Here is a 23,929-nt window from a genome sequence, read left to right as displayed (position 1 = left end):
CACGCTCGCGGGCCGAGTTCGGCCCGTTTGAGCGCCTCGAAGGCCGTCGTGACGAGCACCCTGCGGGGTCGAGGTGCGTCGTTCGGAGGACGCCGGTCGTAGTACGAGAGTCTGCACTTTCAGCAAAATGCCACTTCTGCGCCTTCGGGAACCTCACGCGGCCGAACCTTCTGCTAATTTCAGCGCGCTACCAGCTTCGATAGCCCTGTCGCCCAACCGGATCGCTCCCCTACAGCCGAAGGAGTCGGTGTGTCAGCTCCCAGTCCCCGCAAAGATCGCCGCACCGGCGGTAAACATCGCAGACAGACTGCCGCGACGGGAGAGGTCGCCGGGCGCTGGTTGCGGATGGGAGCGGCCACCGTCGGGATCGGCGCAGCGATGACGTTCGTGCCCGGTATGGCGCTTGCCGATACTCCGGACGGGGGAACCGACACGAACAGTTCGGCCGGCGAAGAGGATTCCGGCTCGGCCAGTTCGCCCGCTGCCGACTCCTCGGCGTCAAAGTCCGACGCCGATACCGAATCGGCAGAATCTGCGACGTCGATCGAACGTGCCACTCCCACGCGGAACATTCCCGAGCGCTCGCGACACCGTGACCATAGCTCGACCCGCGTGCTCGATTCCTCACCCGATCTCGGCGAGAGCTTCGGAAAGCGTTCGGCACAGCGGGGTTTCACCGAACAGGACGACGGAACGTCTGATACGTCTGCGGGGACGGAGTCTGCGCCCAGCACTCAGGCACCGACCTCGGCGTCGTCACCGATCGATCTCCCGGAGACTGTTCCGTCGACACCCACGGTCCAGCCTTCTCCGCTTGCAAACCCGTTGCTTGCCGCCCCCGCCGATCCGCAGGACTCCGACGCCGATGGGCCCGCCGCTCCGGCGGCCGCGATCGCGGTGCTCGGGCTCGCGAGTGTGAGCAGACGATCAGACCTCGCCGAGGACGAGATCGCACCGTCAGAGGTCGCGTCGATATTGGCTGTCCCGTCGATGTCCGACGACGCCGCGGAATTCACGCCGGTACCGACCGCCGCTCGGGCAGCGTTCAGCGCGTCGGCAGTTGCGGCCGCCGCGACCGCCGATCCCACTGTCATCGCTACGGTCCCCGTCGGTTCGAGCCCGATCGGCATCGCTATCAACCCCGGTGGTACCCGCGTGTACGTCACCAACATCTCTGAGAACACGGTGTCGGTCATCGATACCGCCACCAACACGGTCATCGCCACGATCCCGGTGGGGAGCTTCGCCTACGACAGCGTCCCGGTCGTCAGCCCCAACGGGAAACGGCTGTACGTCAGCGGATCCAACACTGTGACGGTGATCGATACCGCCACCAACACGATCGTCGGGGAACCGATTCCGGTCGGCAACAGTGCCAACGGGTTGGCCGTCAGCCCCGACGGCACACGCGTCTATGTCACCAATTCCGGAGACAGCACCGTGTCGGTGATCAATACCGCCACCAACACCGTCGTCGCCACCATCCCCGTGGGCTCGTCCCCGATCAGGGTCGCAGTGAGCCCGGACGGAACCCGCGCGTATGTCACCAACGCCGGCGCAGGCTCGGTGTCGGTGATCGACACGGCGACCAACACCGTGGTGAACTCGATCGGCGTCGGCGGCATGCCACTCTGGCTGGCGGTGAGCCCCGACGGTTCACGGGTCTACGTCGGCAATGCGGCTAGCAACACGCTCGGCGTTATCGACACCGCCCAATCAACCCTTGTGGCCACGATCCCCGTCGGCAACTTCCCGGACGGCGTGGCGGTCAGCCCGGACGGGGCGGTTGTCTACCTCACCAACGCGAGCGACAACACCGTCCAGATGATCGATGCGGCCACCTACAACGTCGTGGCGACCATCCCCGTCGGCGGCTGGCCAGATGGGCTGGTGCTCAGCCCCGACGGGACGCGGTTCTACGTTGCCAACAACAGCACTCACACGGTCACAGTGGTCCACACCGGCAGGGCGCCTTACACCGCGCCAGGAAGTGGCGGACCTGTTACGTCACCATGGAACCAATTCTGGAGTGGTGTGGGACAGGCCGTAAAGGCGATACCCGACGCCATTGCCCGCGGCTTCAAGGAAGCTCAGCGGGACATCGAAAGAAGGGTCGAGAACCTCAAGCAGATCGCGAAGGTTGCCGGAGGCGGGTTGGCCAAGGCCGCCGACAACGCGATCAAGGCCGTCGGGCCCGTCCTGGGCAAGGTGAAGATCGCCGCCAAGGCGCTACCCGTCGTCGGTTGGGCGATCACCTTCTGGGAACAGTTTGTCGACCCGCCCAAGGCCGGTTAGACGCAGACCCGCAACCGCGGCGTCAGTCCCGAGTGCCCGGGTTCGCCCGGCACTCGGGACGTTCGCCGAGGGACAATCACGCCTGCTTGAGCGCCTCGATCTCCAACGTGACGGTGACCTTGTCGCCGACCACGGCGCCACCGGTCTCCAGCGGCGCGTCGAAGCTGATGCCGAAGTCCTTGCGGTTCAACACGACCGAGGCCTCGAAGCCGGCGACCTCACCATGGCCCATGCCCGGGTTCACACCGTTGAACTCGAGCTTCAGGGAGACGGGCTTGGTGACGCCCTTGAGGGTGAAGTCGCCGTCGAGTACGTAGTCGTCGCCGTCGGCGCGTACCGCGGTGGAGACGAAGGAGGCGCTCGGGTACTGCTCGGCGTCGAAGAAGTCGGCGGCCTTGAGGTGCGCGTCGCGCTGCTCGTTGCGGGTGTTGATCGAGTTGATGTCGATGGTCGCGTTCACCGACGGCGTGCCGTCCTCCGCGACGGTGATGGCGCCTTCGAAGGAGTCGAAGGTACCGCGGACCTTGCTCACCACCAGGTGCCGGACCGAGAAGTTGACCGAGGAATGGACCGGGTCGATGGCCCAGGTGCCGGCGGTCAGGTCGGTGGCTACTGCTGCGGTCATGATGTCTCCTCGTGGTACGGGCCGGCCTGTCCGGCACCCTCACAAGGTTCAAACGGACTGCAGTCCGATTCCATTCCCCGCCCGCCCGTCCCGAACGTGAATCCTCTGCGACAAATCCGAACGGACGCCGCAGAGGATTCACGTTCGGGACATCAGGCCCGCGCCACCCACCCCGGTGAGCGTGCGAAAACTCGGCAGAAAGACGGCGCGTCCGCCGCAGACACGCACGCTCGAGGGAAAGGGGAAAGGGGAAAGGTCAGGCGGCCAGCGGGGTGTAGGTGGTGGTCCGCTGCCGCGCGGGCCGACCGATGCCCTCGGCGATCTCCACCAGTTCCTGGACGGACTTCGACGAGCCGTTCTCCGAGCCCGCCATCCGGGAGATGGTCTCCTCCATCAGTGTGCCACCGAGATCGTTGGCGCCGCCCTGCAACATCACCCGGGTGCGTTCCACGCCCAGCTTCACCCAGGACGTCTGGATGCTGGGGATCCGGCCGTGCAGCATGATCCGCGCCAGCGCGTGTACCGCGCGATTGTCCCGGTGGGTCGGGCCCGGCCGGGCACCGCCGGCCAGGTACAGCGGCGAGGACTGGTGCACGAACGGCAGCGGCACGAATTCGGTGAAACCGCCGGTGCGGTCCTGGATCCCGCGCAACACGTTGAGGTGGCCGACCCAGTGCTTCGGGGTGTCGACGTGCCCGTACATCATCGTCGACGAGGAGCGCAGCCCGACCTCGTGCGCGGTGGTGATCACGTCGATCCACTCCGAGGTGGGCAGCTTGCCCTTGGTCAGCACCCAGCGCACCTCGTCATCGAGGATCTCCGCGGCGGTACCGGGAATGGAGCCGAGCCCGGCCTCCCGCAGCGCCGTCAACCATTCCCGCACCGAGATGCCGCTGCGGGTCACACCGTTGGCGATCTCCATCGGCGAGAACGCGTGCACATGCATCGAGGGCACCCGGGCCTTCACCGCGCGCACCAGGTCCGCATAGCCGGTGACCGGCAGTTCCGGGTCGATACCGCCCTGCATGCAGACTTCGGTGGCGCCGGCGACGTGCGCCTCCCACGCCCGGTCGGCGACCTCGTCCACCGACAGCGAGTAGGCATCGGCGTCGCCCTTGCGCTGCGCGAACGCGCAGAACCGGCAGCCGGTGTAGCAGATGTTGGTGAAGTTGATGTTGCGGTTGACGACGTAGGTGACATCGTCACCGATCGCCTCGCGACGCAGCGAATCCGCCAGCGCGGCAACAGCATCCAAGGCCGGCCCGTCGGCGGTGGCCAACGCCAGGTACTCATCGTCGCTGCAGCCACCCGGGTCGCGCTCGGCGGCGCGCAGCGCGGCCAGCACATCGGTGTCGATACGTTCGGGTGCGCGGGCGGCGAGCTCGGACACCTTCTCCCGGATGGATTCCCAGTCCCCGAATGCGCTGTCCAGGTCGCTACGGGTCTCGGTGCGCCGGCCCTCGGAGTCGATCGCGGAGTGCAGATCGGTGCGCCCCAACGACTCCGACGCCTCGTCGGGTTCCTGCCACGGCCGGCCCACCGGGTTCACATCCAAGGCCAGGCCGGTCTCGGGGTCGGCCAGCGCGTCGACGTGCCCGCGCACCCGCGGGTCTATCCACGCCGCACCGGCCTGCACATACTGCGGTTGTGCGGTCAACCGCTGCACCAGGTCATAGCCGGCGTCGGCGGTGATGGAGGCCAGGTCGTCCAGGTTGGGCCACGGCCGCTCCGGGTTGACGTGATCGGGCGTCAGCGGCGACACCCCACCCCAGTCGTCCACCCCGGCCCCGATCAGAGCCAGGCACTCCGCCCGGGACACCAGGTTCGGCGGCGCCTGGATGCGCATCTTCGGGCCCAGCACCAGCCGGGTCACCGCGATGGTGGCCAGGAAGTCGTCGATGCCGGCGTCGGGCACCGCCGCCATCGCGGTGTTGTCCTTGGCCCGGAAGTTCTGCACGATGACTTCCTGCACGTGCCCGAATGCCTTGTGGGATTTGCGGATCGCGTGCATGGTCTCGGCCCGCTCGGTCAGCGTCTCGCCGATGCCCACCAGCAGACCGGTGGTGAAGGGGACCGAGAGTCTGCCGGCGTCATCGAGTGTGCGCAGCCGGACCGCCGGATCCTTGTCCGGGCTGCCGTAGTGCGCCAGACCGCGGGTCTCGAACAACCGCCGCGAGGTCGTCTCCAGCATCATGCCCATCGACGGCGCAACTGGTTTCAGCCGGGACAGCTCGGTCCAGCTCATCACCCCGGGGTTGAGGTGCGGCAGCAGACCGGTCTCCTCGAGCACCCGGATGGCCATCGCCCGGACGTAGTCCAGGGTGGAGTCGTAGCCCCGTTCGTCGAGCCACTGCTTGGCTTCGTCCCAGCGTGCCTCCGGGCGGTCACCGAGGGTGAAAAGCGCTTCCTTGCATCCAAGCTCAGCGCCCCGGCGGGCCACGTCGAGGATCTCGTCGGGCTCCATGAACATGCCCCTGCCCTCGGCGCGCAACTTGCCCGGCACCGTCACGAAGGTGCAGTAGTGGCATTTGTCGCGGCACAGGTGCGTCACCGGGATGAAGACCTTGCGCGAATAGCTGATCGGCAACCGGCCGGTGGCGCCACGACGGCCGGCGGACTCCAGGCCCGCATCGCGCACCCGGGCCGCACTGGCACACAGGTCGGCCAGGTCCTCGCCGCGGGCGGTCATCGCGATCGCCGCTTCGTCGACGTTCAAGGCCACCCCGTCGCGGGCACGACGCAGTACGCGCCGCAGCGCGGATGGGCTGGACTTCGGCGGGACCACCGGGCTGGGCAGATCGGAGCCGTGCTGAGGGTTCAGAGCCACTCCCCTGTAACCGCGGCATCGACGCGGATCATCCGCGCGTCTCACTATCTGAAACAGATGCGCCTGGCATAGGGGCCACATTAGTCGCCGAGGGGCGACACCTGTGCGAGCCGCCCGCAGAATGCCGTCTGCAGCGGAAATGCTCGCGTAAATTCATCTGCCGTCGGGGTCGAGCGGACAGGAGCGAACATGCGGTTGAGCATGCGTCCATATCTGATGGCCGGTGTCGGCATCGTCGCTGCGGGCAGCATCGCCATCCCGCCCTCGGTGGCTGCGCCTGCGCACCCGGTGCGCCACGACAGCGTCGCCCTGGCGGCGTACATCCCGCCGGCGAATCCGCTCGTGGCGCAGGTGCCCGAATATGCGACGGCGCAGGCCGCCGCGGCACTGCTGCCACCCGAGGCGCTGACCTCCACCGCGGCGCTGACCGAAACCTTGGACGCCGCATCAGCACAGGTCAGCGCCCTGGCGTTGCCGGGCCTGGGCAACGCGATCATCGGTGCCTACGACGTGATCATGCCGTGGGTCGACTGGGCGGTGAACCTCGGCATCTATGCCACCGAGTGGATTCCCGTCGTCAACTGGTTCACCCCGCAGATCAGCATCGTCTATTACTCGCTGATCGAACCGATCATCACCAGCGGAGTGTTCAACTTCGCCTACTGGGTGGGCGGGGCCGAAAGCATCGTCGGAGCACTGACCAACTTCTTCAACGACACCGTCAACGCGGGCATCGGGTTCGTCAACGCCGAGATCGACTGGTTCCTGAGCTTCCTGCCGCCGCTGCCGCCGTTCATCCCACTCGCCGCTCAAGCCACCATGGACGTCGTGGGTGCGCGAACCGCGATGCAGGTTGCCGCCCCGACCGCGGCCGGCGAGACCGAAGCGGAGACCGAGTCCGGCGCGAGCACCGACGTGGCCGAGTCCGGCGAGCAGACCGCACCGCTGCCCGCGGAGTCCGAGGAACCCGAGCCCCAGGCCGAACCGACCGACGAGGTCGAACCGACCGACGAGTCGACCGAGCCCGAGGCGCCTGTCGACTCCGAGCCGCAGGACGAGGACACCTCCGACCTCGCCCCGACGGATGAACTCGACGAGGTCGACGACAACCTCGCAGATACGGCCGAGGACATCGATGCCGAGGTCGACGGCGAGCAGGACTCCGCCGAGGACCTCACCGACCCGGCGCAGGACGCCGAAGACGACATCAAGGACGGGGCCGACAAGGCCTCGGACCGCAAGTCCGACAACGGACCCGACACCGCACCGGATACGAAGTCCGATGCCGGTTCCGACAACAAGACCGACACCACATCGGAGACCAAAGCCGGCGCCGGTTCAGAGGACTGAGCCCCGGATGAAAATGCCCTCGGCCGGCAGGGTCGGCGCGTAAACTTCTGCGGGTCTTACGCCTCGATGTGAGAGGGGTAGCGCGCCATGAGTCGTCTACTGCGCCCATTGGTTTCGCTGAGTGTCGCGGCAACGACCGCGGCGGCCGTCGCTCTGGCACCCCCGGCACCGGATCACGCGGCACCGCCCGGGCGGGTTGCGTCGTCCCAGTCGGTATGGCTAACCGCCGCGGTCCAGCCGCAGGCCACCGCCACCGCACTGCCTGATCTGCTCGTCGACTTCGTGAACGACATCGTCATCCCGCCGAGCTCCCGTGCGGCGTTCCCGACACCGCAGTTCCCACCGACGGTGGTCGGCAACTCGATTGGCACCGCCATCGAGAACACCTACAACGCCATCGAACCGTGGGTGCAGTGGGGTTTCGAAGTCGCCGCCTACGCCGTGGGATGGATTCCCTGGGTCGGTTGGCTCTCCCCGCAGATCATGTACTTCTACCACCTCGGCGAGCGGATCGTCCGGAGCATCACCTTCAACATCGCCGACTGGATCGACGGTCAGGTGACGTTCCTGCAGGGCGTACGCAACGTCATCGTGGACAGCATCAACTCGTTCATCTACTTCGTCAATGACGAGATCGCCTTCTGGTTGCCGCCTCTGCCGCCCATCCCACCGATCGGCGGATCGCTGTCGACCGTGGCCGCCGCCGAGGAGACAAACCTGCCCCTCGCCGCAGCCGGCATCGCCGCGCGGGGCACCGACCCCGAGACCGCGGACCAACACGAGCCCTCCGTCGATACGGACCCCGTGTCCGGCGATGAAACCCTCACGTCGCCCGAGGGCACCGAAACCGGCAATGACATCGTTGCCACCGGCGAAGAAACCGGCGAGCCCGAACAGGTCGACGTGTCGGAGCAGATCTCGGAGCAGATCGAGGACACCGGGCCCGATGTCGGGGAGGAACTGCCCGCCGAGTTCGAGCCGGAAACCGAGCAGGCCACGCCCGAGGACCCGGACGTTGCCGAAGACCTCGACACGGTGGACGAGACCAAAGATCTCGGCGCACTCGACGACCCGAAGGATGACAACGGCAACCGCTCCGACCTGAAAGCAGACACCACACCGGACACCAAGGCCGACGCGGGACCCGACACCAAACCCGATACCAAGCCGGACACCAAGCCCGGCGTCGGCTCAGACGACTGAGCGCTGCGCGCGACGCAGCAGTGCGGCCGCCGGTAGCGCGCCCACCGCGATGAACGGAAGCGCCGCGTAACCCATCACGCCGACGCCACCGAACACCAGGTCGTTGCCCGGCCCGCCGAAGGTCAGGGCCAGCACGGTTGCCAGCCACGTCCACAACGGCAACGCGGCCACCCGCACCGACGTCGTCCAATGCAGCGCGGCCCACACCAGGGCGGCGTTCACCGCGGCGGTGACCAGCATGCTGATGGGAAACGGCACCGGGCCCAGCCGGAGCGGTAGCAGGAACGCCGCCGCCAGGGCGGACAGCACGCCGTCGACGGCGAGCAACGCCAGAACGACGGGCGACAACCAGGCCGGCCCGTCCGCAGGTTCGGCTGTCAGGTCGGGATGCTGTCGAGCAAGGCGGCCAGGGAGCCGACGACCCACTGGAAGTTGTCGGCGCGGTCCTGCCAGTGCTGCAGGTTGGGATCCAATTCCGGGTCCATGCGGGGAGCCTACCGCGTCCCTACCCGAGATCGAGCCCCGCCAGCAGATCTTTCTCCACTCCGTCGGCTCCACGCCGGCCGGCGGCCAGCACATAGTGCTCGATACCCCACAGCGGTAACGCGATCTTGTTCGACAACGCCATGGACCGGCCGTCCGGCGCGACCATCACCTGGGTGGCATGGGCCCGCAACGCCGCCGCCTTGGCCGGAAGCTGGGCCGACGCGTCGATCACCGCGTCCACCTGGTCGTCGGGGTAACCGAAGGTGATGTCCTCGGCCTTGATCACGACCCAGTCCTCGGGCGGGTCACCGATGTTGCGGAACCCCTCCACGAATCCCGACACCGCCATCACCGTCCAATAGAACTTCGGCACCGCCCAGCCGTGCTGGGCCGACGCGGCCACCGCCGCGGTGGTGACCTCGTGGACCCGGATGTGGTCGGGATGCCCGTAGCCGCCGTTCGGGTCGTAGCCGACGACCACGTGCGGCCGGAAGTCAGCAATGACGGAGACCAGTTCGGCCACGGGTTCCTCCAGCGGCGCGTCGACGAAACGTGGCCGGTGCCGCGCGGGTGTTCCCGGCATCCCGGAGTCGCGCCAGCGCCCCGCACCTCCCAGATAGTGCGGCTGCCCGGCGCCGAGCGCAGCGAGCGCCCCGGTGAGCTCGATGACGCGGTATCCGCCCAGTTGGTCGGCTTCGTCGACCGCGAGACCGGCCCAGCGGTCGCCGATGACCTCGCCTTCTTCCCCCATCGTGCAGGTGATCACCCGCACATCGGCGCCCATGGCCGCGTAGTGCGCGATGGTCGCGCCCGTGGTCAGGGATTCGTCATCGGGATGGGCATGCACAAAGAGAAGCCGCGGCGTTTCCACTCCCCTAGGTTTACCGTGTGCCGCCACCTGACGCGAGACGCCGAGCGCTCGAGTTCGGCTGCGCGGTCCTCGTGATCGGATTACTGGCCGGATTGGCCGGTATCGCAACCACCCTGCTGCTGCACGGTATCGAGCACCTGACCTACCACTACAGCTTCGGCAGCCTGCTCGACGGCGTCGACGCCAGCGGACATGTACGCCGCGCGCTCGGCCCGATGATCGGTGGAGCGTTGGCCGGGCTGGGCTGGTGGCTGCTGCGCCGCCGCAACCAGGTACCCAAGCTGTCGGCCACCATCGCCGCACACCAACCACTTCCGCGGGTTCCGATGGCGCTGGACGCCGTACTGCAGGTGCTCGTGGTCGGCGCCGGCGCGTCGCTGGGACGCGAGGGCGCGCCGCGTCAACTGGCTGCCGTCTTCGGCGACGCCGCCACCTCGCGGTGGGCCCTGACCGCACGGGACCGGGAAATCCTGCTCTCGTGCGCGGCCGGCGCCGGACTGGGCGCGGTATACGGCGTGCCCCTGGGCGGTGCCCTGTTCACCATCAGCATCCTGCTGCGCAGCTGGCATCCGCGGGTGGTCGGAACCGCGCTGATCACATCGAGCCTGGGGGTCGCGGTCGCCGCCCCCGTCACACACCTGAAGCATCCGATCGATTGGCCCGACGCCGACCTGTCCTATCTGTTCGTACTGCTGGCCCTGCTCATCGCTCCGTTGGCAGTCGGTGTCGGCGTTGCGTTCACCCGGGTCACCGCGACGACGAAGGCGCCCTCGGCGTCCTGGGTGCTCGTGCCCGGAGTCGCCGCCGCCGGCCTGCTGACCGGAATCTGCTCCATCTGGTGGCCCGAACTGCCGGGCAACGGCAAGAGCATCCTGGTGGTCAGCGTCGACAGCGATCTGACCATCACCTCTGCCTTGGCGATCCTGGCACTCAAACCCGTTCTGACCGCATTGTTTCTGCGGGCCGGCGCGGTCGGAGGTCTGCTCACACCGGCATTGGCGACCGGAGCCGCGGCGGGATCGGCCGTCGCGTTGGCGCTCAATCAGTACACCGACCTGCACGTCAGCACCGCCGCGGTGGCGCTCACCTGCGCAGCGGGGGTCCTCGCCATCACGCAGCGCGCCCCGGCCTTTGCGGCGCTGTTCGTGTGGGAACTCGCGCACCCACCGTTCTGGCTGCTGGCGGTGTTCGCGATCGCGGCGTACACCGCGCACGAAATCTGGCGCCGAACCGTCAGGGCTGCTTGACCCATTTTCCGGCGTCGCCGACGATGCCGACCGGCACCGCGCCGGTCAAGCTCACCCCGGCCACCCGCGGGGCGGCCGCGACGATGGTGGTGTCCTGCAGGATCGGCAGCACCGTCGACAGTTCCCACAGCCGGGGTTCCACGACGTCGATCACCTCGCCGATCTCCTCGGTGCCGCGCAGCGCCGCGTCGATGCGGGGCTGGATGCTGCGGTCACAGATCCCGGTGAGGTTACTGGGCGCCTGCACCAATTCGCCTGAGTTTTCCGGTGGTTCGGGCGCGGCGGTGCCGGTGGTGGTCGGCGTCGGTGCCGGCGGTGCGGAGGTGGCGGTGCTCGACGTCCTGGGTGCGGTGGTGGTGGCGGTGACGCTCGGGGCGGGGGTAACGGTCGAGACCGGGGTCGCCTCCAGCGCCGGGCAGCCGTAGCGCGAGGCCAGCGCGGTCGCCAGATCGCCACCGGCGGCGTGCCATCCGACCACCGCGTCCACCGAGTTGTTGACCATCGCCTCGCTGTAGAGGGTGACCGGATCCAGCGCCGACACCGACGCCGCGATGCCGACGTTGCGCAACTGGTCGGCCGCGGTGTTGGCCACCGCGATCGAGGTCGGGTCGTTGGCGGCCACCCCCAGCACCATCGTGAGCGGCTGGCCGTCCTTGGTGATCTGCCCGCGGGCCTCGTCCGGTCCCGGGGTGCCCGGAGTCGTGGTCCGCGTTGTCTCCACCGGTTGCACCTGGTATCCGGCATCGGCCAACAGCCGCAGCGCGGCCTCTTTGGTGATGGCCGGCGGGGCGGTCGGCACGTAACCGGGATCCGACGGTGAGCGCACCTGCGCCTGCGCGAGGGTCACCGTGTTGTCGGATCCGGCGCCGACAGCGGCCAGCAGGTCGACATCGAGCAGACCGAACAGCGCCTTGCGCACGCGCAGATCGGTGAGCGCGGGCTGTTGCGCGCGCAATGTCACCTGCAGCACGCGCGGGGTGACGATGCGTGCGGTGCGCACGTCCGGGATCGCCGAAAGCTGGGCGAACGCCGCCTGCCCGCCGTGCACCTGGGCCACTTGGGTGTCCCCGTTGCGGATCGAATCCGCAAGGGCGGCAGTGGATCCAGCGCGGCGGAACAGGATCTGGTCTGGGTTGGCGGGCTCGCCCCAGTAGCGGTCGTTGCGGGCCAGCAGGATTTCGTCGCGCTGCGGATCGATGTTGTCCACCCGGAACTGGCCGCCGGTGACCGGCAGCGCCCGGGCCAGCCCGGCGCCGAAACCGCCGGGCACATCCTTGACGATGTGGGCGGGCAGGATGTCGTTGAACAGTTCCCGCCACGCCGGGTAGTGCTGGGCGAAGGTGACGACGGCGGTCTTGCCGCCCTCCACCGATTGCACGCCGGTGATCAGGTCATAGCCGGCCGGGTCGACGACGCCGGGGTGGCTGACCATCTGCCGCCACAGATACCAGTAGTCGTCGGCGCCGATCGGGGCGTTGTCGGTCCACGCCGCCTCCGGCCGGATCTTGTAGGTGACGGTGAACGGTTCCTCGCTGGTCACCTCCGCCGAGACCAGCAGCGTGGGGTCCATCTCCCAGCGCGAGCCGGTCGGGGTGGTGGCGTCGGCGATCGGGCGGAACGAGCTGGGCAGCACCAGCGACGAGATCGCGGAGTTGACCGAGGACTGGTCGGAGAGCAGGTGCGGGTTGAACCCGGCGCCGATCGCGTCGATGGCCATGATGACCTGCATCGCCTTCATCGGCGGCGGGGGCGCGGTTTGCGTGGTCTCGGTGCTCTGCGGGGCGGGCGGCGGGCTGACGGTGCAGCCGGCGAGCACCGTCACCAGCGCGGATATCGCGGCGATGCTGCGTACGGGTCCGGGCACGCTGTTCAGGGTATCGGCAGCGTCATGGCGCCCTCACCCGGCGCATTTTGGGGCCGCCCTGCCACGTGTTTCACGTGCGTCACAGCCGGGTGCGAAACTGGGTCATTGCAAACGCGCCACACGGGGGAACGAGGTGAGATGCCGAAGACATACGGGGTCAAGGACAAGGATCAAGTTGTCGAACACATCATCAACCTGATCCTGCGCGGCGAACTGCGCACCGGTGACCGGATCGATCGCAACCAGCTCACCGAGGAGCTGGGCCTGAGCCGCATCCCCGTTCAAGAGGCGATCCTGCAGCTCGAGCACGAAGGCATCCTGGCGACGCGCTATCACCGCGGCGCCTTCGTCGAACGGTTCGACGAAGCGGTGATCATGGAGCATCACGAGTTGTACGGGATGCTCAACGGCGTCGCGGCGGCGCGAGCGGCGATCAATCCCACGCCGCGGATCATCGGGCATCTCGACACATCGTTGCGGGCGTTGCGAACGGCCAAGACTGCCAACGGTTTTCAGGAAGCCTGCTGGGCTTACCGGGTGCCGATCATCGAGGAATACGCGGGACCGCGGTTACAGGCGGCGATCCGCGCGGCCCAGAGCTTCGTTCCGGTCGATTTCTGGAACTACCCCGGCAGCAGAAGCGACTTCCTGCCGAGCTACGAAGAGGAGATCGCGGCGATCCGTCGGCGCGACCCCGAGGGCGCCCGGGCCGCGTGCCTGCAACGCTCCGAACTGATGGCGAAGACGATGCTCGCCGAGTTGACGCTACGCGGAGTGCTCAGCGACGCCGCCCCGGCCTGATGCGATAGCCCCCTGCGGCCTTCGTTCGTCAGTTTGCATTCAATTTGAGATGCTCCGTGGCGGCCAACGGAGGCGCGGGAGCGATACCAACCGCGAGACGCCCTGACCGCGCAAGCAAACGTCTACAACCGGCTCCAGGCGCCGCTATCAGCGCAAAATGCGTGGATTTGCTGATAGCAGCGCTATCTAGCAACTCTAATTAACCGACCGGATGGTGGATGGCAAGCGTTCCCCGACCGCTTACCTCGATGCTCGCATCAATTTTCTAGAACTTGTTCTACAAAATTGCATTCATTACTGCCCGCACTGGGTTACCGTCTGCCGGTCAGCGATGCCCATCGGTGACGCCACCCCACGAGAGAAGAGGGAACGCCGGTGAAACCCGCACCACGGCCACATGTGAGCGCTGTACCGGCCTGGCGGACAGCAGCAAGCACGTCCTCGCACCTGCGTTCCAGAACCAATGAAGGGAATTCGATGCACACAGCACTGCGGCCGTTCTCCACGGCCGCCATAACCCTGGTAGGAGCGGGCGCTATTGCTATAGCGCCCGTCGCCCCGCCCCTGCCCGATATTCAACCGCGGACAGTCTCATCGGTTGAGGTTCAGCTCGCCGCCAGCAGCTTCGTCAACCCGATCGCATATTGGGGCGAGGTACTCACGACGACGCAAACCAGTTTGGACAGGCTGCTGACCGAAGCGGGTACCGATCCATTCCCGGTCGTGCGGCAGATCATCGCCAATCAGACGGGGTATGCGGACATGATCGGCACTGCGCTGTCGTCCACCGCCGAAGGTCTCGTCCAGTGGACCGTCGAGACCATCCAGCGGCGAGTGCCGGAAATCATGACCGCTCTTGGTCAAGGTGACCTGGTAGGCGCGGCGCAGGTGATGAAGTTCGCCGTGACGGCCTTGGGGATCGCCGGATTTGGCATGGTTCCGCTTCTGTCCCTGCCCTACCGGATTGCCCAGAACCTGGCGAACGTGTTCGAAACGATGGTCGCGGTGGGCGCCAATACCGGAATCATCGGTAAGCCTGCGTTCGGGTTGCTCAACGTTCTAAACACGATGATTGGTGCGGTCGCCGCGGTCGGACAAGAGTTCCTCGACGCCGCGAAGGCCGGCGCCCCTGTCTCGGCGCTGAGCACGATCATCAACGCCCCGGCATTCCTCACCGACGCGTTGCTCAACGGGCAGAAGGTTGTGCTGCCCAACGGGGTTATACGTAGGACTACCGGGCTCCTCAGTTTCAGTGCTGTGACGAACACCGCATGGAGCCTCGGCAGTGCGCTGCTCATCCACATCCCACGGGCCATCGCGGCGGCGCTAGCCCCGCCCGCACCCGCCAGCACAGCGCTCGTCAACGACGTCGCCGCGCTGCCATCGGCCAACGCACAGCTGGTCTTGCTGGACGCCGGACCGACGACCGAACACGCGGCGGGTCAAGCGACGGCAGAGGAGACTTCGGCCGAAACAACCGAGCCCCCCACCGGCGGCGAAACCGGCACGGTCACCGAGGAAGCACCGGAAGCCGAGACACCTGTTTCCGACGAAACCGAGGAGACCACGGTCACCGAAGAACTCGCGGACACCGAAACTGCCGAGGGTACAGAGGATTCCGAGGAAACCGGTGAAGATTCCACCGGATCCGAGGACTCGGACATTTCGGAAACACCGGACGATGCCACCGATCTCAGCGGCGGCGATACGGAAGAACCCGACAACACCAGCTCGGGCAACACCACCGGAAACGGCTCGGGCCTGAACGCCGGCGCCGATGATGATGATTCGGACAGCCCAGCGGCCGGCAATTCCGGCGCAGGTTCCGGTAACAACTCCTCCGGCAATGACGCCGGAGGCTCAAATGGTGACTCCGACAGCGGCAGCGACAGCTGACGCGTTTCTGAGTGCCGACGAGAACCAAGGGAATCGGCCTTCCTACTCCCACCTCCCCCTAGTGGAGGCCGATTCCCTTGGCCTGTCAACGAAAGAGGCGCCACGGATGGATGTCGTGTGGTGGCTGATGGTGGCTGTCACCGCGATTTGGCATCTGCGCCAAGGCATCCGGCGGTGCCGGTCTCTGTCCCAGCGCATCGACGCCGACATCGCCGCCTTTAACCGCGCGCACCCACCGCGCCGACGCCCTACCGCTTGCGCTGGCGGCGAATTCGCACTCAGGCCGTGACGTTTTTGGCTAGCGCGCTCCCGGACTCCGTGAGTCCAAGCGTCCCTTCAATGCCGATCCACATAAGTCTGGTCAGGTCTAGTCGGGCGTCCTAGGCTGTCGTCATGGGCCCTGACATGGTCAATGCCTACGACGCCAAGTCGCATTTCTTGCGCCTACTCGCCCGCGTAGAGCATGGCGACGAGGTGGTGATCAGCCGGAACGGCCGACCGGTGGCGCGTTTGGTCCCGTACCGGCCCACTCAGGTCGCGCGCCGGCCGGGCATGTGGAAGGGCCGGGTGACCATGCCGGCCGACTTCGACGACTTCTCTACTCGCGAGGAACGCGACTGGTACGGATGATCACCGACCCCGGCAACGATCCCGAAATCTGCGGGACCGTCACCGAGCGTCTCGATCTCGTCACCAGCGACGCGCGGCTGCGCGACTATCCGGTGCGCTGCGCCTGAACGCCTACCCCCGCGCCTTGGCCCGCGCCTTGGCTCGGGCCCGCAGGCTGGCGGTCAGCTCGACCTTGCGCACCCGGACGATCTCGGGGGTGACCTCGACACACTCGTCCTCGGCGCAGAACTCCATGGCCTTCTCCAGGTCGAGTTCCAGTGGCCGGGCCAGCGTCTCCATCACGTCGGCGGTCGAGCTGCGCATGTTGGTCAGCTTCTTCTCGCGGGTGATATTGATGTCGAGATCCTCGGCGCGCGGGTTGATCCCGACGACCTGGCCCTCGTAGGTCTCCTCGCCCGGCTCGACGAAGAACTGCCCGCGGTCGGCGAGCTGGATCATCGCGAACGGGGTGATCTGGCCGCTGCGATCGGAGACCAGCGAGCCGGTGTGCCGGGCGCGGATCTCACCGGCCCACGGGCGGTAGCCGTCGAACACGGCGTTGGCAATGCCGGTGCCGCGGGTCAGGGTCAGGAAGTCGGTGCGGAAGCCGATCAGGCCGCGGCTGGGCACGATGAAGTCCATCCGGACCCACCCGGCGGCGTGGTTGGCCATCTGCTCCATGCGGCCCTTGCGGGCGGCCATCAGCTGGGTGATGGCGCCGAGGAACTCCTCCGGACAGTCGATGGTCAGCGCCTCGAACGGCTCGTGCAGCTTGCCGTCGATGGTCTGGGTGACCACCTGCGGTTTGCCGACGGTCAGCTCGAACCCCTCACGGCGCATCTGCTCGACGAGGATGGCCAGCGCCAGCTCCCCGCGGCCCTGCACCTCCCAGGCGTCGGGACGACCGATGTCGACGACCTTGAGCGAGACGTTGCCGACCAGTTCGGCGTCCAGCCGGTTCTTGACCATGCGCGCGGTCAGCTTGTGCCCGGACACCTTGCCGGCCAGCGGCGAGGTGTTGGTGCCGACGGTGACCGAGATGGCCGGCTCGTCGACGGTGATGCGCGGCAGCGCGTGTGCATGGTCGGGGTCGGCCAGGGTGTCGCCGATCATGATCTCCGGCATGCCGGCGACGGCGACGATGTCACCGGCCACGGCCTCTTCGGTCGGGGTGCGCTCGACGCCGACGGTCACCAGTAGTTCGGTGATCTTGGCGTTGGTGATGACGGGGTGCCCGTCGACCTCACGCATCCAGGCAACCTGCTGGCCCTTGCGGAGCTTGCCCTTGTAGATGCGGACCAGCGCGAGGCGGCCCAGGAACGCCGAGGCGTCGAGGTTGGTCACCAGCGCCTGCAACGGCGCCTCCGGATCGCCCTTGGGCGGCGGGATGTGCTCCATCAGCACGTCGAACAGCGGGTCGAGGTTCTCCCCGTCCGGGTTCTGGCCGTTCTCGGGTGCGGTGGTGCTGGCGATGCCGGCCCGGCCGGAGGCGTACAGGGTGGGCAGGTCCAGCGCCTTCTCGGCGGCGGCCTGGGCCTCCTCGTCGAGATCGGAGGCGACATCGAGCAGCAGGTCGTGGCTCTCCTCGACGACCTCTGCGATGCGCGCGTCGGGCCGGTCGGTCTTGTTGACCACCACGATCACCGGCAGGTGCGCGGCCAGCGCCTTGCGCAGCACGAAGCGGGTCTGGGGCAGCGGCCCTTCGGAGGCGTCCACCAACAGCACCACGCCGTCGACCATCGACAGGCCGCGTTCGACCTCGCCACCGAAGTCGGCGTGTCCGGGGGTGTCGATCACGTTGATGACGGTCACCGTGCCGTCCGGGTTGTGCCGGTGCACCGCGGTGTTCTTGGCCAGGATGGTGATGCCTTTTTCCTTCTCAAGGTCACCGGAGTCCATGATGCGTTCGGTGGCATCATCACCGCGGTGCGACAACGCACCGGACTGCCGCAGCATGGCGTCGACCAGCGTTGTCTTACCGTGGTCGACGTGCGCGACGATGGCTACGTTGCGAAAATTGGGGCGAGATTCCACAACCGCCATTGTCGCAGTGCAGGTACCCGATCACGAAAACGACCGAGTCAACACCGAAACGACCGAGTCCAGCGGAAGGCGGGCGTGAAGAAACTGCTCTCGGCCAAGCCGAAGAAAAAGTGCTGTCGCAGTAAGCCGCGGTGCAAGAAGTGCCCACTGGTACTGCACAAGGTGCACAAGGCCGCCCATCACGGCATCAAGGGCAAGGAATTGGAGGAGGTCTACAGGCGCGCCCGAAAGGCGTGATGAGCAGGATCGATACCTGTCGTTGACGGGCTTTGCGGCGTACCGTGGAGGCACCCGCCAGACGGTGGTTGGAGGTATCGATCATGACCGTTTACGAGGCCCTCACGGTGGCGCTGATCGTGGTGCTGGCGCTGGCGACGACGCTCGCGATCTACGTCGGTCTGTTCAACTGGTTCGGCGCCGTGCACGTCGTTCGGTGTGCCGCATGTCACCATCTGACGGTGTCCTCGGCCAGGGCCGCGCAGACCTCCTGCCCGCAATGCCGGCACCAGGCCCTGCTGCACCCGATCTACAACGCCCGCCATCCCGACCACCCCGTGCGGGTGGTCGGCGACCGTCTCCGGTACTGACCCAGCGCTGAGACGCCCGGCGGCCCACCCGGCCGCCGACCAGTGCTCCATTCCTTGCGATCGCAAGGAAAATCTGTGGATTTCCCTTAATTCCCGGCAATTTACCTGGTCGTCAATGAGACGGCTGAGGATTCCTCAGCGGGCGGCCGAGCATACCCCACCACCGCCGGAACAGTTGGTAACCTTCCCCGGCAAGCGGCCAGAGCGGGTCGCTGCGACGAAGGGGTAGGACCATATGCCGATGAGCGCCCGCAGCCTTGCACGTTCCGCCACCAAGCTGACCGTCCTGGGCATCGGATCGGCCGCCATCGCCGCCGCGTTCGTCACTGTCAGTTCCGCCACCGCCAGCGCCGACGTCGTCGAGGTCAAGCCGCGCCCGAACGTCACCAGCCGCCAGGCCGTGCTCGTCGACAAGAACGCACTGCGCCGCACCGGCCAGGGCGTGGCGCGCGGGGCCACCGGCGAGAACCGCCGCCCGGACAGTGGCGGCGTGATGGCACAGGGCATCGTCCGCGAGGGCATCATCGCGGTCCCGGGCACCTCGTCGGCTCCGTTCGGTGTCCGCGCCAACGGCGAGTTCCGCCAGGGCGCACCCATCGGCAGCTGGTGATCTGACGCCCCACCGGGCACCTACGAAGCCCGAAGGGCGGCAACCAGATCCGGCACCCAACCGCGGTCGGCAGGCACCCAGGCCAGAGCGTCCAGTTCCTCGGCCCGCACCCAGCGCAGCGCGCGGTGATCGTGCGGATGCGGGCTGCCCACACCGGCGGTCACCAGGTAGGCGCGCAGCGTCACGGTGGGGCTGAGCGCCACGTCCGCACCGATCCGGGCGCCGACGGTGACGGTGATCCCGAGTTCCTCGTGCAACTCACGGACCAGCGCGTCGGCGTCGCTCTCCCCCGCCGCAGCCTTGCCACCGGGCAGCTCCCACAGACCGGCCAGTTCCGGCGGCCGTTCACGCTGGGCGACAAGCAACGCACCCTGTGAAACAAGTGCTCCCGCAACGACGATCTGCCCATTCATCGCGGTTGACGGTATACCGTCGAAACCATGGCTGTGTTAACGAACGACCAAGTCGACGCCGCACTGCCCGACCTCAACGGCTGGGAACGGTCCGACGGGGCGCTGCGCCGGTCGGTGAAGTTCCCGGCGTTCCTCGACGGTATCGACGCCGTCCGCCGCGTCGCCGAGGTGGCCGAGCAGAAGGATCATCACCCCGACATCGACATCCGTTGGCGGACAATTACTTTCGCACTGGTGACGCATTCCGCCGGCGGTATCACCGACCAGGATCTGGAGATGGCGAAAGCGATCGATCAGCTGCTCGGATAGTGGCCGATCTGCCGGCGGTGGCGATCCAGCCCAGGGTGGCGAGCGTGGCCACCGGGTAGACCAGGCCCGCCCACGCCAGATGCCAGGGCCGTCCGATCTCCCAGATGGTCGGCTGCGCGAAGCTCAGCAGCCACGGCACCCCGATCAGGGCCAACGCCAGCCATCCCCAGCCCAGCACGCGGGCACCGATCCGTTCCCGCAGCGGTCCGTGCAGCAGCCAGATCATCAGCGGGATCAGCCACACCCAGTGATGGGTCCACGAGATCGGCGAGAGCACCAGCCCGAACAGTTGCACCGTGACGATGCCGCCGAGCCGGTCGTCGGTGCCGATGGCCCGCCACGCCAACAGCGCCAGCACCGCGGTCAGCAGGAGCGCCGCGATCACGATCGGTCCGTATCCGGCGTCGTGCCCGAGGATCCGCGAGATCGCGCCCCGCCAGGACTGGTTGAACGAGGTACCGATCGGCCCGACCCGGCGGGCGTCGCCCAGCAGGTCGGTGAAGTAGTAGCGCGCCTGCTCGCCAACCACCAGCGCCGACACGCCGACGGTGCCGAGGAAGACCACCGCGGAGAACACCGCCACCCCCCAGCGGCGCACGCCGACGAAATACAGTCCGGCGATGGCCGGGGTGAGCTTGACCCCGGCGGCCAATCCGACCAGCAGGCCCGAGAGCCACCATCTGCTGCTCTGCACCGCCCACAGCACCGCGAGCACCAACAGGACGTTGATCTGGCCGTAGTCGAATGTGCTGCGCAGCGGCTCGGTCCAGATACCGGCCGCGGTCCACAGCAGCGCCGGCCGCATATCGGTACGGTCGAGCAGGCGCAGGCTGATCCGCACCACCCCGTAGAGCGCGGCGAAGATGCCGAGTTGCCAGAGCAGGGCCACCACGCCGAACGGCAGCAGGCTGAGCGGATAGAACACCACCGCCGCGAACGGCGGATAGGTGAACGGCAGCGGGAAGTCCGGGGTCTGCTCGGCGTAGACGTAGTCGTAGAGCGCGCCGGGATGTTCCAGGGTGTCGGCCCCGCCGACGTAGACGTGCAGATCGACGAAGTTGGCGCCGTTGGGCACCAGGTAGGTCCAGGCTAGCCGGGCGGCGATGCTGACCAATGACAGCAGCGGCGCCCAGCGATAGAGCTGCGCCGTCGGACCGGTGTTGTGTTTGGTGTCTACCGGCCCGACTCTATCGACCCCGCACCGTCGACCCGCGCTGCCGGGCGGGCGGTCACCATCGACGCACACCTCTGTAACGGTTGAATAAACGCCACTCTTGTCACTTGAGTAACACCAGTAACTCCGTACCGTCGGATTCAGACGTGCCGTCAACGAAATGGGGAGTCCCGTGTCACCAACCAGAAAAGCGTTTGCCGCCAGCATGATTGCCGGAGCAGGCGCCGTCGCCACCGCCCTGATGCTCAGCCCCGCCGCCGCGGCCGAGCCGATCCCGGCGCCACCCGCGCCGGTGCCGGCACCCGCCGCGCCGAACCTGCCGTTCGTGAACCAGCTGGCCAGTCTGCCGGCCGCCGCGCCGCAGCTCATCCAGGGCCTCGCGTCGGCGTTCACCGGTGGCGGCACCGCTGCGTCCACCCTGCCGGTCGACCCGATCACCCCGGCGCCGACCGCCACCGCATCGCTCAACCTGCCGCAGGCACCGGGCGCAGCCGCCGCGCTGCCCGCCGCCGCGGCTGCCGCTCCCGCGATGGCCGGGGTGCAGAACCTGATGCCCGCCAGTCTGGCGTCGCTGATGCCGGCGGGCACCCCGCTCGCCGGTCTGCTGCCACAGGCCCCGGCGGCCACCGCCCCGGCCGCACCCGGGGCACCGGGCGCGGCTCCGGTGTCGTCGCCGGCCGATGCTGCCGCCCAGTCGCTGGTGCCGATGTTCCTGCCGGTCTCCGGTCTGCCCTGATCGTCAGTAACCGCCCGTCACCGAAAAAACCACCAGGGGGAGTCATGCCATCGATCCGGACAATGCTGACCAGCACCACTGCCTGCGCACTGGTGCTGGGCGGCGGCGTCGCGGTCCCAGCCCACGCCGACCCGGCCGCGCCCATGCCGCTGCCGATCAACGGTCTACAGGCTCCGGGACTTCCGGCGATGGAAATGCTCAGCCCGGCGATCCAGCAGGCGGCTGCCAATCCGGGCGATGCCGCGTCGATGCTGATGGCCGCCGCCGCCGCGTTCGCCGGAAACGCGGCGGCCCCCAGTGATTCGTTGAATGTCGCGTCCGCGGTGAGCCAGTTCGCGTCCGAGCCGCAGGCCCACGTGCCTGCGGCCGGCGCGGGCGCCCAGGCGCATCTGCCCGCCGGCGTCGATCCGGCGTATTCGGTGGGTCCGGTCCCGATGGCCGTGCCCAAGGATGTGCCGGCACCCGCGGCCGCCGCGCCGGTCGTCGATGTCCCCGTCCCGGCCCCGGCGCCCGAACCTGCGCCCGCCCCCGCGCCGCCGGCCGAACCGCTGGCCGCGCCCGCACCGGCCCCGGCGCCCCCCGCCGGAGCGACACCGTCGTTCGGTCCCGACGCGCCGACGACGCAGGACTTCATGTATCCGTCGATCAGCAACGGCTGCCTCGCCGACGGCGGCAACGTGCTGGCCACCGCCATCTCGGTGGCCGGTCCGGCCACCATTCCCGCCCCCGGCCCGGCCGCGGGCCAGACCGCCTACGTCTTCACCGCCATCGGCACGCCCGGCCCCGCGGCCGAGCAGAAGCTGCCGCTGAACGTCACGTGGGTGAATCTGAGCACCGGCAAGTCCGGGACCGCGACGCTCAAGCCGCAGGCCAACATCAACCCGGAGGGCCCGACCACGCTGACCGCCATCGCCGACACCGGCTCCGGCAGCATCATGTCGACGATCTTCGGTCAGGTCACCACGACCGAGAAGCAGTGCCAGTTCATGCCCACCATCGGCTCCACGGTGGTCCCGTAACACGTTCCCGCAAAGCAGCATTCCCGGTCGTCAACGCGTGTGCGTGACGGCCGGGAATACTCTTTTTCGGGGCTGCCTCAGTAGGCCATGAACAGGATCATCTCCCGGTCGTATTCACGGCCGGGATGCGACTCCGCGAGGTGCTTCTGCGCCTTTTCCACCAGATCGTCCTCATCGGAGCCCTGGATCGCCTCGCCGCACGGGCAGTTCAGATGTGTCTTCGCCATATGCCTACCTTCGCATACGCATGATGGTGGGCATGGATATCTACGACGTTATGCGCACAACCGGGGCGGTCCGGGCGTTCACCGGCGATCCGCTGCCCGACGAAACGCTGGCCCGGATCCTGGACAACGCCCGGTTCGCGCCCAGCGGCGGCAACCGTCAGGGCACCCGGGTGGTGGTGATCCGCGACCAGGCGACCAAGGAAGCGCTCTCCGACCTCGGCGCCACCGGATCGCGACGCTACGTCGCCCAGCAGCGCAACGGAGAGAACCCGTGGAACCCGCTGCACCCCATGGGCGTGTCGGCCGAGGACCTCGCCGCGGTGCGGGTGCGGCGGCAAGCGCACTTGATCGACGCCGAGGTGGTCCTGGTGGTCTGCGTGGACCTGGGTGTGGTCGCCGCGTTCGATCAGGACCTGGACCGGGTCGGGGTGGTGGCCGGTGCGTCGGTGTACCCGCTGGTGTGGAACATCCTGCTCGCCGCCCGCAACGAGGGCTTCGGTGGCGTGCTCACCACCATGGTGGTGCCCGAAGAGGCCGCGGTGAAGGAGTTGTTGGGCATCCCCGACGAGTTCGCCGTCGCGGCGGTGGTGCCGTTGGGCAAGCCGGTCAAGCAGCTGACCAAGCTGACGCGTCGCCCGGTGTCGGAGTTCGTCACCCGGGAGCGGTTCGACGGCCCCGCGTTCTCGGGTTGACTCTGCGGTGAGGGCGGGCGCCACTCGCACTTTCCCGCCCTGAGC

General features: G+C 67.8%; 22 protein-coding genes. 13 read left to right on the top strand and 9 right to left on the bottom strand.

Annotation, left to right across the window (positions count from 1 at the left end; all coding sequences use genetic code 11):
- The first annotated feature begins 249 nt into the window (after nucleotides 1-249).
- A complete protein-coding gene (locus V4U86_RS06320) occupies nucleotides 250-2,295 on the top strand; it encodes a hypothetical protein (protein WP_395310434.1) in 2,046 nt (681 codons plus the stop codon).
- Nucleotides 2,296-2,371: 76 nt separating this feature from the next.
- Here the strand turns inward: V4U86_RS06320 and V4U86_RS06315 are convergent, their stop codons facing one another.
- Complete coding sequence (locus V4U86_RS06315; protein WP_395310433.1) at nucleotides 2,372-2,920, bottom strand: YceI family protein; 549 nt, start codon at nucleotides 2,918-2,920, stop codon at nucleotides 2,372-2,374.
- Nucleotides 2,921-3,176: 256 nt separating this feature from the next.
- Nucleotides 3,177-5,747 (bottom strand): bifunctional FO biosynthesis protein CofGH, encoded by a 2,571-nt coding sequence (locus V4U86_RS06310; protein WP_395310432.1) that lies wholly within the window; start codon nucleotides 5,745-5,747, stop codon nucleotides 3,177-3,179.
- Between the two features lie 189 nt (nucleotides 5,748-5,936).
- On the opposite strand from V4U86_RS06310, the gene V4U86_RS06305 reads away from it, so the two are divergent.
- Both V4U86_RS06305 and V4U86_RS06300 read left to right on the top strand, forming a co-directional pair.
- A complete protein-coding gene (locus tag V4U86_RS06305) occupies nucleotides 5,937-7,097 on the top strand; it encodes a hypothetical protein (RefSeq protein WP_395310431.1) in 1,161 nt (386 codons plus the stop codon).
- 87 nt (nucleotides 7,098-7,184) lie between these two features.
- On the top strand, nucleotides 7,185-8,300 hold the full coding sequence (locus tag V4U86_RS06300) for a hypothetical protein (protein WP_395310430.1): 1,116 nt from the start codon (nucleotides 7,185-7,187) through the stop codon (nucleotides 8,298-8,300).
- Here the strand turns inward: V4U86_RS06300 and V4U86_RS06295 are convergent.
- Nucleotides 8,289-8,726 carry a hypothetical protein gene (locus V4U86_RS06295; RefSeq protein WP_395310429.1) on the bottom strand — a complete coding sequence of 146 codons (438 nt, stop codon included), beginning with the start codon at nucleotides 8,724-8,726 and terminating at the stop codon, nucleotides 8,289-8,291. The genes V4U86_RS06300 and V4U86_RS06295 overlap by 12 nt on opposite strands.
- 79 nt (nucleotides 8,727-8,805) lie before the next feature.
- The gene (gene mshB, locus V4U86_RS06290; protein WP_395310428.1) at nucleotides 8,806-9,657 is read right to left on the bottom strand and encodes an N-acetyl-1-D-myo-inositol-2-amino-2-deoxy-alpha-D-glucopyranoside deacetylase; all 852 of its coding nucleotides are present in this window, start codon (nucleotides 9,655-9,657) and stop codon (nucleotides 8,806-8,808) included.
- Between the two features lie 17 nt (nucleotides 9,658-9,674).
- Here mshB and V4U86_RS06285 point away from each other — a divergent pair, with 17 nt between their 5' ends.
- Nucleotides 9,675-10,904 carry a chloride channel protein gene (locus tag V4U86_RS06285; protein ID WP_395310427.1) on the top strand — a complete coding sequence of 410 codons (1,230 nt, stop codon included), beginning with the start codon at nucleotides 9,675-9,677 and terminating at the stop codon, nucleotides 10,902-10,904.
- Here V4U86_RS06285 and V4U86_RS06280 read toward each other — a convergent pair.
- Complete coding sequence (locus V4U86_RS06280; RefSeq protein ID WP_395310426.1) at nucleotides 10,891-12,768, bottom strand: ABC transporter family substrate-binding protein; 1,878 nt, start codon at nucleotides 12,766-12,768, stop codon at nucleotides 10,891-10,893. The two genes, V4U86_RS06285 and V4U86_RS06280, sit on opposite strands and share 14 nt — an antisense overlap.
- Nucleotides 12,769-12,906: 138 nt before the next feature.
- On the opposite strand from V4U86_RS06280, the gene V4U86_RS06275 reads away from it, so the two are divergent.
- The 3 genes from V4U86_RS06275 to V4U86_RS06265 all read left to right on the top strand — a co-directional run bounded on the left by V4U86_RS06275 (nucleotide 12,907) and on the right by V4U86_RS06265 (nucleotide 16,095).
- Nucleotides 12,907-13,569 carry a GntR family transcriptional regulator gene (locus tag V4U86_RS06275; protein WP_395310425.1) on the top strand — a complete coding sequence of 221 codons (663 nt, stop codon included), beginning with the start codon at nucleotides 12,907-12,909 and terminating at the stop codon, nucleotides 13,567-13,569.
- Nucleotides 13,570-14,046: 477 nt separating this feature from the next.
- Nucleotides 14,047-15,465 carry a hypothetical protein gene (locus tag V4U86_RS06270; protein WP_395310424.1) on the top strand — a complete coding sequence of 473 codons (1,419 nt, stop codon included), beginning with the start codon at nucleotides 14,047-14,049 and terminating at the stop codon, nucleotides 15,463-15,465.
- Nucleotides 15,466-15,858: 393 nt separating this feature from the next.
- The gene (locus V4U86_RS06265) at nucleotides 15,859-16,095 is read left to right on the top strand and encodes a type II toxin-antitoxin system Phd/YefM family antitoxin (protein WP_395310423.1); all 237 of its coding nucleotides are present in this window, start codon (nucleotides 15,859-15,861) and stop codon (nucleotides 16,093-16,095) included.
- 111 nt (nucleotides 16,096-16,206) lie between these two features.
- Here V4U86_RS06265 and typA read toward each other — a convergent pair whose 3' ends face one another.
- Nucleotides 16,207-18,117 carry a translational GTPase TypA gene (typA, locus tag V4U86_RS06260; protein WP_395310422.1) on the bottom strand — a complete coding sequence of 637 codons (1,911 nt, stop codon included), beginning with the start codon at nucleotides 18,115-18,117 and terminating at the stop codon, nucleotides 16,207-16,209.
- Between the two features lie 320 nt (nucleotides 18,118-18,437).
- On the opposite strand from typA, the gene V4U86_RS06255 reads away from it, so the two are divergent.
- Together V4U86_RS06255 and V4U86_RS06250 are read left to right on the top strand one after the other, a co-directional pair.
- Nucleotides 18,438-18,704, top strand: coding sequence for a hypothetical protein (locus V4U86_RS06255; RefSeq protein WP_395310421.1), 267 nt, complete (start codon nucleotides 18,438-18,440; stop codon nucleotides 18,702-18,704).
- 241 nt (nucleotides 18,705-18,945) lie between these two features.
- Nucleotides 18,946-19,314, top strand: a complete 369-nt coding sequence (locus tag V4U86_RS06250; RefSeq protein ID WP_395310420.1) for a hypothetical protein — start codon at nucleotides 18,946-18,948, stop codon at nucleotides 19,312-19,314.
- 20 nt (nucleotides 19,315-19,334) lie between these two features.
- Here V4U86_RS06250 and V4U86_RS06245 read toward each other — a convergent pair whose 3' ends face one another.
- The gene (locus V4U86_RS06245; protein ID WP_395310419.1) at nucleotides 19,335-19,727 is read right to left on the bottom strand and encodes a (deoxy)nucleoside triphosphate pyrophosphohydrolase; all 393 of its coding nucleotides are present in this window, start codon (nucleotides 19,725-19,727) and stop codon (nucleotides 19,335-19,337) included.
- A gap of 27 nt (nucleotides 19,728-19,754) precedes the next feature.
- On the opposite strand from V4U86_RS06245, the gene V4U86_RS06240 reads away from it, so the two are divergent.
- On the top strand, nucleotides 19,755-20,036 hold the full coding sequence (locus tag V4U86_RS06240; protein WP_395310418.1) for a 4a-hydroxytetrahydrobiopterin dehydratase: 282 nt from the start codon (nucleotides 19,755-19,757) through the stop codon (nucleotides 20,034-20,036).
- Here V4U86_RS06240 and V4U86_RS06235 read toward each other — a convergent pair.
- Nucleotides 19,984-21,282, bottom strand: coding sequence for a mannosyltransferase (locus tag V4U86_RS06235; RefSeq protein WP_395310417.1), 1,299 nt, complete (start codon nucleotides 21,280-21,282; stop codon nucleotides 19,984-19,986). The genes V4U86_RS06240 and V4U86_RS06235 overlap by 53 nt on opposite strands.
- A 133-nt stretch (nucleotides 21,283-21,415) precedes the next feature.
- Between V4U86_RS06235 and V4U86_RS06230 the strand changes: the two genes are divergently transcribed.
- Complete coding sequence (locus V4U86_RS06230; RefSeq protein WP_395310416.1) at nucleotides 21,416-21,946, top strand: hypothetical protein; 531 nt, start codon at nucleotides 21,416-21,418, stop codon at nucleotides 21,944-21,946.
- 44 nt (nucleotides 21,947-21,990) lie between these two features.
- Complete coding sequence (locus V4U86_RS06225) at nucleotides 21,991-22,965, top strand: hypothetical protein (RefSeq protein ID WP_395310415.1); 975 nt, start codon at nucleotides 21,991-21,993, stop codon at nucleotides 22,963-22,965.
- Nucleotides 22,966-23,042: 77 nt separating this feature from the next.
- Here the strand turns inward: V4U86_RS06225 and V4U86_RS06220 are convergent, their stop codons facing one another.
- Nucleotides 23,043-23,192: a DUF1059 domain-containing protein gene (locus V4U86_RS06220; protein ID WP_395310414.1), complete on the bottom strand. Its 150-nt coding sequence runs from the start codon at nucleotides 23,190-23,192 to the stop codon at nucleotides 23,043-23,045.
- Nucleotides 23,193-23,224: 32 nt separating this feature from the next.
- On the opposite strand from V4U86_RS06220, the gene V4U86_RS06215 reads away from it, so the two are divergent.
- On the top strand, nucleotides 23,225-23,884 hold the full coding sequence (locus V4U86_RS06215) for a nitroreductase family protein (protein ID WP_395310413.1): 660 nt from the start codon (nucleotides 23,225-23,227) through the stop codon (nucleotides 23,882-23,884).
- The last annotated feature ends 45 nt before the right edge of the window (nucleotides 23,885-23,929 follow it).

This window comes from Mycobacterium sp. AMU20-3851 (assembly GCF_043974665.1).
Lineage (GTDB): Bacteria > Actinomycetota > Actinomycetes > Mycobacteriales > Mycobacteriaceae > Mycobacterium.
Note: the sequence above shows the minus strand (reverse complement) of the source record. Positions and strands in the feature narration are given on the sequence as shown.